This window comes from Streptomyces sp. NPDC019396, from assembly GCF_040632375.1.
Classification (GTDB): domain Bacteria; phylum Actinomycetota; class Actinomycetes; order Streptomycetales; family Streptomycetaceae; genus Streptomyces.
On record NZ_JBEYBS010000009.1, the window covers coordinates 46,411 to 59,268 of the forward strand.

At 71.8% G+C, this 12,858-nt stretch carries 9 protein-coding genes; all 9 read left to right on the forward strand.

Annotation, left to right across the window (positions count from 1 at the left end):
* Window positions 1-3 precede the first annotated feature (3 nt).
* From asnB to ABZ532_RS12775, 9 genes are read left to right on the forward strand one after another with little or no spacing between them, the layout of a single operon-like run.
* Window positions 4-1,935, forward strand: a complete 1,932-nt coding sequence (asnB, locus tag ABZ532_RS12735; protein ID WP_361281804.1) for an asparagine synthase (glutamine-hydrolyzing) — start codon at window positions 4-6, stop codon at window positions 1,933-1,935.
* Window positions 1,936-1,952: 17 nt separating this feature from the next.
* Window positions 1,953-4,142 (forward strand): bi-domain-containing oxidoreductase, encoded by a 2,190-nt coding sequence (locus ABZ532_RS12740; RefSeq protein ID WP_361281805.1) that lies wholly within the window; start codon window positions 1,953-1,955, stop codon window positions 4,140-4,142.
* Entirely contained in the window at window positions 4,139-6,100 is a 1,962-nt protein-coding gene (locus tag ABZ532_RS12745; protein WP_361281807.1) for an alginate lyase family protein, read from the forward strand. Before ABZ532_RS12740 ends, ABZ532_RS12745 begins: the two co-directional genes overlap by 4 nt.
* Window positions 6,101-6,108: 8 nt before the next feature.
* The gene (locus ABZ532_RS12750; RefSeq protein ID WP_361281810.1) at window positions 6,109-7,641 is read left to right on the forward strand and encodes a right-handed parallel beta-helix repeat-containing protein; all 1,533 of its coding nucleotides are present in this window, start codon (window positions 6,109-6,111) and stop codon (window positions 7,639-7,641) included.
* 1 nt (window position 7,642) lies between these two features.
* Window positions 7,643-8,884, forward strand: coding sequence for an O-antigen ligase domain-containing protein (locus tag ABZ532_RS12755; protein WP_361281812.1), 1,242 nt, complete (start codon window positions 7,643-7,645; stop codon window positions 8,882-8,884).
* Between the two features lie 2 nt (window positions 8,885-8,886).
* Window positions 8,887-10,161: a glycosyltransferase gene (locus tag ABZ532_RS12760; RefSeq protein ID WP_361281814.1), complete on the forward strand. Its 1,275-nt coding sequence runs from the start codon at window positions 8,887-8,889 to the stop codon at window positions 10,159-10,161.
* Window positions 10,158-11,393 carry a class I SAM-dependent methyltransferase gene (locus ABZ532_RS12765; protein WP_361281816.1) on the forward strand — a complete coding sequence of 412 codons (1,236 nt, stop codon included), beginning with the start codon at window positions 10,158-10,160 and terminating at the stop codon, window positions 11,391-11,393. Before ABZ532_RS12760 ends, ABZ532_RS12765 begins: the two co-directional genes overlap by 4 nt.
* Complete coding sequence (locus tag ABZ532_RS12770) at window positions 11,390-12,211, forward strand: glucose-1-phosphate cytidylyltransferase (protein ID WP_361281818.1); 822 nt, start codon at window positions 11,390-11,392, stop codon at window positions 12,209-12,211. The genes ABZ532_RS12765 and ABZ532_RS12770 overlap by 4 nt, the downstream gene beginning before the upstream one ends.
* Window positions 12,208-12,855, forward strand: coding sequence for a PIG-L deacetylase family protein (locus ABZ532_RS12775; protein ID WP_361281820.1), 648 nt, complete (start codon window positions 12,208-12,210; stop codon window positions 12,853-12,855). The genes ABZ532_RS12770 and ABZ532_RS12775 overlap by 4 nt, the downstream gene beginning before the upstream one ends.
* Window positions 12,856-12,858 lie beyond the last annotated feature (3 nt).

Sequence of the window (12,858 nt, forward strand, 5' to 3'; positions counted from 1 at the left end):
GACATGTGTGGCATCGCAGGCACTTACCGCTGGCCGGACGGGAAGGTCGTGACCGACCGGCTCACCGACTCCCTCGCCCACCGCGGTCCGGACGGCGCGGGCCGGTACAGCCACGAAGCCGGCGACGGCGAAGTACACCTCGGGCACCGCCGGCTGGCCATCATCGACCTGTCCGGGACCGGCGCCCAGCCGATGGTCTCGGACGGCCTCGTCCTGACGTACAACGGGGAGCTGTACAACGCACCCGAGCTGCGTGCCGAGTTGGCAGCGGCCGGGGTGCGCTTCCGCGGCACCTCCGACACCGAGGTGCTGCTGGAGGCCTGGCGACGCTGGGGCACGGACTGCCTGCCCCGGCTGCGCGGCATGTTCGCGTTCGGGATCTTCGACGAGCGCACCGGTGAGCTGGTGCTCGCCCGCGACCAGCTCGGCATCAAGCCGCTGTTCCTGCTCCGGCGCGGCGAGGGTCTGGTGTTCGCATCCGAGCTCAAGGCGCTCGCCGCCGTGACCGGCGGGTCGCTGCAGGTGGACCATGCGGCGCTGGTGGCCTCGCTGCTGTACTACTGGGTGCCGGACTCACGGTGCGCGTTCCGCGAAGCGGAGAAGCTGCCGCCGGGGAGCTGGCTCAGGTGCCGGCCCGACGGCCGGGTGGAGCGCGGCCGGTTCTGGAATCTCCGGGACGTCGCCGCCGAGGCCCGGGAGCGGGCCCGGGACGGCGAGCAGCCGGATGTCGCCGCCATCGTCGAGGAGTCGACCCGTCGCCACCTGCTGTCCGACGTACCCGTGGCGACCTTCCTCTCCGGGGGTCTCGACTCCAGCTACCTGACCGCGCTGGCGGCCCGCGACCGACCCGGGATCTCCGCTTACACGATCGGGTTCCGCGCCGAGGACGCCAGGTTCGAGGCGATGCCGGACGACCTGCGCTACGCCCGGCGGGTGGCCGAGCGGTTCGGCGTCGACCTGCATGAGATCGAGATCGCTCCGAATGTGCTCGACCTGCTGCCGCGGATGACGTACCACCTGGACGAGCCGATCGGCGACCCCGCCGCGATCAACACCTTCCTGATCTGCTCGGCCGCTCGGGAGGCCGGGGTCAAGGTGATGCTCTCGGGAATGGGTGCCGACGAGCTGTTCGCCGGTTACCGCAAGCACCTGGCCAACCTGATCGCGCTGCGCTACCAGCGCGTCCCGCGGCCCCTGCGGCGCGGCTTGTCCGGGGCCGTGGACCGGCTGCCGGTCGCCACGGCCCGCCGGGGGTACCGCTCGGTGCGCTTCGCGAAGCGGTTCCTCTCCTTCGCCGATCTGCCGGAGGAGACCGCGTTCCGGCGCAGCTACACCATGTACGACCAGGCCGAGCTGCTCGACCTGGTCGATCCGGACCTGGCCCAGGCGGTCGACGACGTGCTGACCGAGCATGCGGACGTCTACCAGGACAACGACCTCGACGACTTCGTCAACCGGATGTGCCTGGGCGACGCCCGGATGTTCCTTCCGGGCCTGAACCTCGCTTACACGGACCGTTCGAGCATGGCCGCGTCGACCGAGGTGCGGGTGCCGTATGTCGACGTCGAGGTGGTCAAGGCGGCGTTCGCCGTGCCCGGTGACCGCAAGATCGTGGGACGGCAGGGCAAGGCCGTCCTCAAGGAGGCGGCCGCCTCGGTCCTGCCCCGGGAGATCGTGTACCGGCCCAAGGGCCTGTTCAGCGCCCCGCTGCGCGCCTGGATGAGCCGGGACCTGGCACCGCTGGTGCGCGAGGTGGTCAACGACGGCGTGCTCGTCCGCTCCGGGTTCCTTCGCCGCGACGCCCTGGCGCGCATGGTCGCCGAAGACGCCGCCGGGCAGCGGGACTTCTCCAAGCATCTGTGGCATGTGCTGACCCTCGAGTACTGGTACCGCGGCGCGACCTCCGGGTCCGGCCACAACTCACCGACGGCGTAAAGACAAGAGGACTTCGGGTGAAACAGGTAGTGCAGAACTACAAGAGCGGCGAGCTGGCGCTGCTCGACGTGCCGGTGCCGGGGTGCAAGCCGGACGGTGTGCTCGTCCGGAGCGCCTACTCGCTGATATCCACCGGCACCGAGCTCATGAAGGTGTCCGAGGCCGGCATGTCGATGCTGGGCAAGGCCCGCTCCCGGCCGGACCAGGTGGCCAAGGTCGTGCAGAGCGTGGCCACCAACGGGGTGCCCGCCACCTACCGCAAGGTGATGGGCAAGCTGGACTCCTACACGCCGCTGGGCTACTCGCTGTGCGGGGTGGTCGAGCAGGTCGGCGCCGGGATCGACGATGTGAAGGTCGGCGACCTCGTGGCCTGCGCGGGCAACGAGCACGCGTTGCACGCCGAGCTGAACTGGGTGCCGAAGAACCTCTACGCCCCGGTGCCGGACGGCCTCGCTCCGCGGCACGCGGCCTTCGGCACCGTCGGGTCGATCGCGTTGCAGGGCGTGCGCCGCGGCGAGCCACAGCTCGGCGACGTCGCGCTGGTCATCGGCCTCGGGCTGATCGGGCAGCTGGTGGTCCAGCTCCTTGCCGCTTCGGGAGTCCGCGTCGTCGGGGTCGACCCCGACCCGGTGCGCTGCGGGCTCGCGGAGCGCCTGGGCGCCGCGGCCAGCGGCGATCCCGCCTCCACGGCCGTGGAGAACGCCGTCGCGGAACTCACCGGCGGTCACGGCGTGGACCAGGTGTACCTGGCCGCCGGCGGCGGCAGCAACCAGCCCGTCGAGCTGGCCGCCCGGCTGAGCCGGGACCGCGGCCGGGTCGTCGACATCGGCAAGTGCCGCCTGGACCTGCCGTGGAACGCGTACTACGAGAAGGAGCTCGACGTCCGGTTCTCCCGCAGTTACGGCCCTGGGCGCTACGACCCGGAGTACGAGCTCGAGGGGCGGGACTACCCGATCGGCTACGTGCGCTGGACCGAGCGCCGCAACCTGGCGTGCTTCCTCGACCTCCTCGCCGGCGGACCGGTCGACGTGGAGCCGCTGGTCTCCCACATCGCCGACTTCGACGACGCCGTCGAGACGTACCGGAGCCTGAAGGACGGCGCGCTGAAGGCCGTGGCCGTGCTGTTCCGGTATCCCGCCCACCCCGGCCAGGCTGCGGAAACGGAGGCCACTGCGGTGGCCGTGCCCGCGGTGCGGCGCAACGGCGGAGTCCCCGCTCCGGCCCGGTCGGCCAAGACACCGGTGCGGCTCGCGTTCGTCGGCGCGGGGAACTACGCGACGTCGATGCTGCTGCCGCACCTGGCACAGCGCGACGGCGTCGAGTTGTCCACGGTCGTCACCACGACGGCGCTGTCCGCGGCCAACGCGAAGCGGAAGTTCGGCTTCGCCGAGGCGACCACCGATCTCGACGCCGTACTCGGCGACAAGTCCATCGACGCGGTGTTCGTCGTCACCCGCCACAGCTCGCACGCCGAACTCACCCGCAGGGCACTGCTGGCCGGCAAGACGGTGTTCGTGGAGAAGCCGTTGGCACTCACCGGGGACGAGCTGTCCGGCGTGCTCGCGGCGGTCGAGGAATCCGGCAACGACCGGCTGCAGGTGGGCTTCAACCGCCGGTTCGCTCCGCTGTTGCGGGAGGCCAGGCGGCGGTTCGGCGCCCGGACCGGCCCGGCGAGCATCCGCTACCTGGTCAACGCGGGGCGGCTGCAGCATGGGAGCTGGTACCTCCAGCAGGGCACCGAGGGCTCGCGGTTCGCCGGCGAGGGCGGGCACTTCATCGACACGGCGAGCTGGCTGCTCGAGGCCGACCCGGTCTCGGTGTACGCGATCGCCACGCCCGGCAACGAGGATCTACAGGTCGTGCTGCGCTACCCGGACGGCTCCACGGCCACCGTCAGCTATGTCACCACCGGCCCGGCCGGCTTCCCCAAGGAGACGCTGGACCTGGTCGCGGACGGCCGCGCACTGCGGCTCGACGACTTCGTCCGTGCCTCGGTCTACGGCCGCAAGCGGTGGGTCAGTTCGCGGCTGCCCAAGGCCCGGGACAAGGGTCAGTCCGCCGAGCTGGCCGCGTTCGTCAAGGCGGTGCGGACCGGCGGTCCGATGCCGGTGCCGCTGGAGTCGCTGGTCGCCACCACGTCGGCCACCCTCGCCGTACAGGCCAGCCTGGTCGCCGGTGCCCCGGTGACGTTGGCGAGGGCGCGATGAGCATGAGCGCGGGCTGGTACCTGCGGCGGCTGTCCCGGATGGGACCGCGGGAGGTCGGCGGCCGGGTGGGCGACGCGGCGCGCAGGCGGTGGTGGCGGTCGGCGCGGCCGGACTGCCCGGGAGTGACCGGCGCCCGGTTCACCGCGGTACTGCCCGCGGGGACGGTCGCCGCGATACCTCCGGACGCCGCGAAACGTCTCATCGCCGAGGCGGACCGGCTGATGGCCGGGCGCGCCGAGTATTTCGGGGTGGACCGCGACGACCTGGCCGACCCGGACTGGTGGTACGACCCCAGGACCGGGCGCCGGGCTCCGTGGGGCTACGCCTTCGACGTGCCGTACCGGGACGAGGAGGCGGTCGGGGACATCAAGCAGATCTGGGAGTTGTCCCGGCACCAGTACCTCACGGTGCTCGCCGCCGCCTACGCGATCACCGGGGACGAGCGGTACGCCGAGCGAGTGGCCGAGCACCTGCGGTCGTGGTGGGCGGTCAACGCGCCGCTGCGCGGGGTTCACTGGACCAGCGGTATCGAGTTGGGGATCCGGCTGCTGTCCTGGGTGTGGATCCGCCGGCTGCTCGACGGCTGGCCGGGTGCGGCCGGGCTGTTCGAGGGCAATCCGGTGGCGCTCCACCAGATCTGGCACCACCAGCGCTGGCTGGCCGCCTTCCCCAGCCGGGGGTCGTCGGCGAACAACCACGTCATCGCCGAGGCCGCCGGGCAGTTCGCCGCAGCCTGCGCGTTCGGGTGGTTCCCCTCCTCAGCGCGTTGGCAGGCCGACGCACTGAGTTCGTTGGAACGGCATCTGCGCGGCAACACCTTCGCCTCCGGCCTCAACCGCGAGCTGGCCACCGAATACCACGGACTGGTGCTGGAACTCGGCCTGGCCGCGGTGGCCGAGGCGGACACCGCCGGAGTGCCGGTGCCCGCGTCGATCCGGCTGGTGCTGCTGCGGATGACCGACGCGCTCGCGGCCGTCGTGGACAACCGGCTACGGCCGCCGCGCCAGGGGGACGCGGACGACGGGCACGGTCTGGTCGTGGACGGCGCGGGCACCGACCGCTGGGCCTCGCTGCTGGCCACCGGGGACGTCGTGTTCGGCCGGCTCGCCTGGTGGCCGGCGGTGACCGGCACCGACGTGCGCACCCCGCTGCTGGCCGCGCTCATCCGGCCCACGGCACCGGCCGTGTCCCGCCCGGCAAGCCGACCCGCCCATTTCGCCGACGCGGGCATGACGATCCTGCGCGGTCCGGCGGAGATCTGGTGCCGCTGCGACGGTGGTCCGCACGGATTCCTGTCCATCGCCGCGCATGCTCACGCGGACGCGCTGTCCGTGGAGGTCCGGCACGACGGGGTCGACGTGCTCGCCGACCCGGGGACGTTCTGCTACCACGGGCAGCCCGAGTGGCGGCAGTACTTCCGGTCGACCCTCGCCCACAACACCCTGCAGTTGGACGGCGGTGACCAGTCCGTCTCCGGCGGCCCGTTCCTGTGGACCCGGCAGGCCCGCAGCCGGGTCCTGGTCGCGGACACATCCGACGCCTCCGGCCGGGGGACGGCCCGCTGGTGCGCCGAACACGACGGTTACGAGGGCTCCGTGCACCGGCGCCGGGTGGAGCTGAGGGCCGCAGCTGAGGAACTGCGGGTGGTGGACGAGGTGCGCGGAGCGCGCCGGGCCGTGCGACTGGCGTTCCACCTCGGCCCGGCGATCACCGCGGACCTGGTGGGGAACCGGGCGGTGCTCACCTGGACCCGGGACGGCGAGGACCGCTCCGCGGCTCTCGACCTCCCCGCCCAGCTCTGCTGGCGGGCGCATCGCGGCGAGAGTGACCCGCCGCTGGGCTGGTACTCCGCCGGCTTCGGGCGCAAGGAACCCGCCACCACGCTGGTCGGCACCGGCTTCGCCGACGGCACCGCGCTGTCCGGGGAGTTCACCACCGTGCTCAGGTTCCACGGCTAGGGGGGCGGGTGGGGATCAAGTGGCGGCACTGGGCGTTGCCGGCGGCACCGCTGGCGCTGGCCCTGCTGGCGGCGGCCGGCTGTGAGAGCGCGCCGGACGCGCGGCCGGAGCGGACCGCCGCGCCGACCGCCGCGCCGTCCACGTCCGTGGCCCGGGTGTGCGCCAAGCCCGCGGCCGGGCCGGCGAAGGCGCCGGCAGGTGCGGTGACGGTCGACCCGGCGGTGGCCGGTGACCTGGCCGCGAAGACCAGGAACAGCCCGCCGCACACCGTGTTCTGGCTTCGACCGGGTCAGCACAGGCTCGAGCCGGACCGCTACGCCCAGGTCATCCCCAAGGAGGGGAACAGCTACCTCGGCGCGCCGGGCGCGGTGCTCGACGGCCGCAAGACCAACCAGTACGCGTTCGGCGGCACCGCCCGGAACGTCACCATCCGCTATCTGACGGTGCAGGGTTTCGTCGCGCCGCATGACGAGGGCGTGGTCAACCATGACTCGGCCGACGAGTGGGTGATCGAGCACGCGACGATCCAGAACAACACCGGCGCGGGGCTGATGGCCGGTGCCCGCCAGCGTGTCCGCGCCAGCTGCCTGCGTGGCAACGGTCAGTACGGCATGAACGCGTACAAGGCCACCGGCCGGATCAGCGGCCTGGTCGTCGAGGGCAACGAGATCACGGGCAACAACAGGGACGACTGGGAGCGGCGGCGGCCGGGCTGCGGCTGCACCGGAGGCGTCAAGTTCTGGGCCGTCAACGGCGCCGACGTACGCGGCAACTGGGTGCACGACAACCGCGGTGCCGGGTTGTGGGCGGACACCAACAACAACGACTTCCGCATCGAGGACAACGTGCTCGAGGCCAACGACGGTGCCGCGCTGATCTACGAGACCAGCTACAACGCGGTCATCCGGAAGAACACGATCCGGCGGAACAACTGGGTCGAGGGCCGCAGGCATGCCGACCGCGGCGACACCTTCCCGTTCGCGACCGTCTACCTGTCCGAGTCCGGTGGCGAACCACGGGTCCGGGCCCGCACGGACAAGATCGAGATCTACCGGAACGTGCTGGAGAACAACTGGTCCGGTATCACCCTGTGGGAAAATGCCGACCGGTTCTGCAACAGCCCGGCCAACGCCTCGTCCGGTGACTGCACGCTACTGGTGGAGAACACCGGCCGGTGCGCACAGCCGGCGATCGCCACCGCACCGCTCTACGCCGACTGCCGGTGGAAGACCCAGCGGGTGGACATCCACAGCAACCGCTTCGTGCTGGACAAGTCCGTCGTCGCCTGCATGGTGGACTGCGACCGAATGGCGGTGCTGGCCAACTACGGCACCTATCCGGACTGGTCGCCGTACCAGGGAGAGCGGGTGGCCGAGGCGATCACCCGCAAGCAGGACAACCGCTGGCACGACAACGTCTACCTCGGACCATGGAAGTTCGTCGCCCACGACCCGAGCCGGATACTCGACTCCGGGCAGTGGCAGGGCACGCCGTACCAGCAGGACGCGGGCAGCACCTTCCGCGCGCAGGACGGTGGTTGAGATGAGCCCGGACCACACGGACCAGACGTCGAAGGTCGTCGGGACGGTCTGGGGACTGCTGGTCCTCAACACGCTCGGCTCCGCCGGGGCGAAGACCGTCATCCCGCTGCCCCGCTCCCTCATCCAGATGGTCACCATGGGCGCACTGGCCGCCGCGTTCGCGCTGGCGCTCGCGGTCAACCTCCGGCTGCGTATCCGGGCCAGCGCCTTCGTGTTCCTGCTCACCCTGCTGCTGGTGCCGAGCGTGATGTCCAGCGCGGACCTGGAGTCCGGGTTCGGCGCGCTGTTCCGCTGCGCCCGGCTGGCGCTCTTCGTCGGCACGCTGTGGCTGCTCAGCCGCTGGTGGGACGGCGGACTGACATTCGTCCGGCACCACATACGGATCTACTTCGTGGTGCTCGGGTCGGTGGCCGCCGGCGCGGTCGTCTCACCGGGCGCCGCCATGCCCGAGCTCTACGGCGGACGGCTGGTCGGCGCGTTGTGGCCGCTCACCCCGCCGCAGATCGGACAGTACGCCGCGGTGATCATCGGGCTGACCGTGCTGCTCGTGCTGGGCCGCCGGACCGACGCGCGCAGCGCGGCGCTGGTCATCGTGCCGGCACTCGTCCTGCTCGCGCTGACCCATACCCGGACGGCCACGATCGGCCTGCTCATCGGGCTGGCGTTGGCGATCGGCTCGCTGATCATGACCAGCGCCGCCGCCCGCCGGTTCTTCGCCTGGGCGGTGCTGTGCGCCGCCGTGGCCGCGGTGGGGTTCGGCTCAGCGCTGCAGGCGTGGTTCCTGCGTGGACAGAGCCAGGAGTACTTCACCAGCCTCACCGGTCGGGCAAAGGTCTGGAACGCGCTGCTGGCAGCCCCCCGGACGACTTCGGAGTCCCTGTTCGGCGCGGGCCTGGGCGACAAGTCGTTCGGCGGGCTGCCGATCGACAACAGCTGGCTGGCCGTCTACCACGAGCAGGGTATGACCGGTGTCGCCCTGGTGGCGGCGATCATCACCGTGCTGGGCGGAGTCGCGTTGCTGCGGCCGCCGTCGCTGCCGAGGGCCTGCGCGATCTTCCTGGTCAGCTACTGCGCGATCGCGTCGTACACCGAGGCCGGGCTGGGCGACGCCTCGCCGTATCTGCTGCATCTGGCCGTGGCCGCCTCTTTGCTGGCGGCACCCCCCGCGGCCGCTCCCCTCTCGGCACCCGAAGCCCCTCGCCGGCGGATCCCGCGATGGGCCATGAGATCGGAGGTGACCTGAGCATGCACGTTCTCGTAGTGCACAACCGCTACGCCTCGGCGCAGCCGAGCGGCGAGAACAAGGTCGTCGACCAGGAGGTGGCGCTGCTGCGCGGCGCCGGCCACCGGGTCGAGGTGTTCGAGCGGCGCAGCGACGACATCGCCGCCCGGTCCCTGCTGGGCAAGGCCGCGATTCCGCTGCTGGTGCCGTGGAACCCGGCGGTCCGCGCGGAGCTCGCCGCCCGGCTCCGCACCGAGCGGCCTGACGTGGTGCACGTCCACAACGTCTTCCCGCTCCTGTCGCCGGCGGTGCTCGCCGCCTGCGCCGACGCCGGCGTACCCGTCGTCGCCACACTGCACAACTACACCCAGGTCTGCCCGCCCGGCACCCTGCAGCGGGACGGCCGGCCGTGCACCGAGTGCGTCCGGTCCGCGCCGCTGCCCGCCGTCCGGCACGGCTGCTACCGGAGCTCGCGGCTGGCGACGGTGCCGCTCGCGGTCAGCCTGTCGGTCAACCGGCGGCGTTGGTGGTCCGGGGTGGAGCGGTTCTTCTGCATCTCCGCGGCGCAGCGCGACGTCCTGGTGCGGGCCGGCATGCCGTCCGAGCGGCTGGCGGTGAAGCACAACTTCGTGCCCGACCCGGGCGCCCGCCGGGATGGCGACGGCGAGCATCTGCTCTATCTCGGGCGGCTCGCGGAGGCCAAGGGTGTGCGGCTGCTCATGGCCGCGTGGGACGCGATCGCCGCAGAGGGCGGTGTGGGCGTGCCGCTCACGGTCGCCGGTGCGGGGCCGCTGGAGCGAGAGGTGGCCGACTGGGCGGCGGGCCGGGACGACGTGCGGTACGTCGGCCTGTACGACCCGGCCCAGTGTCGGCAGGCGATCGCGCGGTCGGTCGCCGTGGTGGCTCCGTCCACGTGGCTGGAGGCGTTCGGCCTGGTGGTCGTGGAGGCGATGGCGGCGGGGGTCCCGGCCGTCGCCGCCGGTCACGGCGCCTTCGTCGAACTCGTCGAGGACGGGGTGACCGGGCTGCTGCACCGGCCGGGCGGGCCCGGCTCGCTCGCGTCCTGCCTGCGCCGGGTCACGGCCGATTCGGCCCGCAACCGGGAGATGGGCCAGGCGGCCCGGCGCCGTTACGAGCGGGACTTCAGCCCGGCCGTCGGGCTGGAACGCCTGGTGGACGGGTACCGCACCGCGATCGCGGTGCGGTCCGGCGGCGGGGACAGCCCGCCGCTGTCACGTGACGAAAACACTGGCTCGCGGCGGGGGCACCCGCGCGAGCGGGATGGGGGCAGGAGATGACACGATGCCGACTCTGCGGCTCGGCGGCGCTGGTGAGCGTCGTCGACCTCGGGGCGACCCCGCCGTGTGAGAGCTTTCTCGCCGCGGACCAACTGGACCAGCCCGAACCGGCGTACCCGCTGCACCTGCGGGTCTGCACCGACTGCTGGCTCGCGCAGATCCCTCCGCTGATCACGCCGGAGGAGACGTTCACGCAGTACGCGTACTTCTCCTCCTACTCGACCTCCTGGGTGGAGCACGCGCGCACCTTCGTCGCCGACGCCGTACGGCGGCTGGGCCTCGGCTCCGACTCCTTCGTGGTCGAGGTCGCGAGCAACGACGGGTATCTCCTGAGACACATGGTGGACCGCGGGATCCGCTGCCTCGGCATCGAGCCCTCGGTGAACGTCGGTGCCGCGGCGCGGGACGCGGGTGTGCCCACGCTCACGGAGTTCCTGGCCCCGGCCACCGGCGCCGGCGTCCGCGCCGAGCACGGCCCGGCGGACCTGGTCGTGGCCAACAACGTGTACGCGCACATCCCCGACGTGGTCGGGTTCACGCAGGGGCTGCGCGTCCTGGTCGCCGACGACGGCTGGGTCTCCATCGAGGTGCAGCACCTGCTGACCCTGATCGAGGAGAACCAGTACGACACGATCTACCACGAGCACTTCCAGTACTACACGGTCGCGTCCGCGATCCGGGCGCTGGCGAGCGGCGGACTCGCGCTCGTGGACGTCGAGCTGCTGCCCACGCACGGCGGCTCCATCCGGCTGTGGGCCCGGCCGGTCGAGGTGGCCGGCGAGCCGACCCGGCGGGTGGCCGACGTGCTGGCCCGGGAGAAGGCCGCCGGGCTCCAGGAGCTGTCCGGGTACACCGACTTCTCCGCCCGGGTGGCCAAGGTGCGCCGGGACCTGCTGCGGTTCCTCATCGAGGCGGCCGAGCGCGGCGAGACGGTCGTCGGCTACGGCGCCCCGGGCAAGGGCAACACCCTGCTCAACCACTGCGGCATCCGGCCCGACCTGCTCCCGTACACGGTCGACCGCAACCCCTACAAGCACGGCAGGTTCACCCCGGGCACCCGCATCCCGATCCTGCCGCCCGAGCAGATAGCCGCCGACAGACCGGACTACGTCCTCGTCCTCCCGTGGAACCTGCGGGCCGAGCTGGTGGAGCAGCTGTCCTTCGTGCACGCCTGGGGCGGCCGGCTGGTCTTTCCCATACCGGAACTGAGCATTGTCGAGGTCAAGGCATGAAGGTCGTACTGTTCTGCGGCGGCTATGGACTGCGGATGCGGAGCGGTGCCGCAGACGACGTGCCCAAGCCGATGGCGATGGTCGGCCCGCGGCCGCTGATCTGGCACGTCATGCGCTACTACGCGTACTTCGGGCACACGGAGTTCATCCTGTGCCTCGGGTACGGGGCTCACCACATCAAGAACTTCTTCCTCAACTACGAGGAGACGACGTCCAACGACTTCGTACTGCGGGGCGGGCGGACCGAGCTGCTGTCCACCGACATCGCCTCCTGGACGATCACGTTCGCGCAGACCGGCATCGAGTCACCGATCGGTGAGCGGCTGCGCCGGGTGCGGCACCACCTGGACGGCGACGAGATGTTCCTCGCCAACTACGCCGACGTGCTCACCGACGCCCCGCTGCCGGAGATGATCGACCGGTTCGCCCGTCGCGACGCCGGTGCGTCGATGATGGTGGTGCCGCCGCAGTCCTCGTTCCACTGCGTGGAGCTGGGCGAGGACGGCCTGGTGGGGGGCATCACGGCGGTGAGTGACATGCCGCTGTGGGAGAACGGCGGCTACTTCGTGCTCCGCCAGGAGGTCTTCGACCACATCCCGGAGAACGGGGACCTGGTCGCCGACGGCTGCGCCCAACTGGCCAAGCGCGGGCGGTTGGTGGCGCACCAGCACCGCGGCTTCTGGAAGCCGACGGACACGGTGAAGGAGCGGGCCGCGCTCGATGACGCCTACGCCCGGGGCGACCGCCCCTGGGCCGTGTGGGAACACGGCGGCGCGGGGGCGACCGGCGGCAGGTACGGCTCCGGAGCAAGAGCGTGATCCGGCTCGTGGCCGGGCGCCTGGACCGGATCGTCGCGGTGGGCGCGCACTGCGACGACATCGCCATCGGCGCCGGCGGGACGCTGCTGACGCTGTGCCTCGCGCGGCCGGGTATCCGCGTCGACGTGCTGGTGCTCTCCGGCGGTGGCAGCGAGCGGGAGCAGGAGGAGCAGGCCGCGCTCGCCGCGTTCTGCCCGGGCGCCGACCTGCGGCTGACCGTGCACAAGCTGCCGGACGGCCGATTGCCCGCGCACTGGGAAGAGGCCAAGGCCGCGGTCGAGGAGTTGCGCGCGGGGACGGAGCCGGATCTCGTGCTGGCTCCGCGTACCGATGACGCGCACCAGGATCACCGCGGTCTGGCGAAGCTGATGACCACCGCGTTCCGCGACCACATGGTGCTCGGCTACGAGATCGTCAAGTGGGACGGCGATCTCGGCCGTCCGGCGGCGTACCAGCCGCTCTCGGCGGAGGTCGCCGAACGGAAGGTGCGGCTGCTGCAGGAGCACTACCCCTCGCAACGGCACCGGCCCTGGTACGACCGCGAGGCCTTCCTCGGTCTCGCGCGGATCCGCGGCATCGAATGCCACGCGCGCTACGCCGAGGCGTTCGCCGTCACCAAACTCACTCTCAACCTGGGGGAATGAACC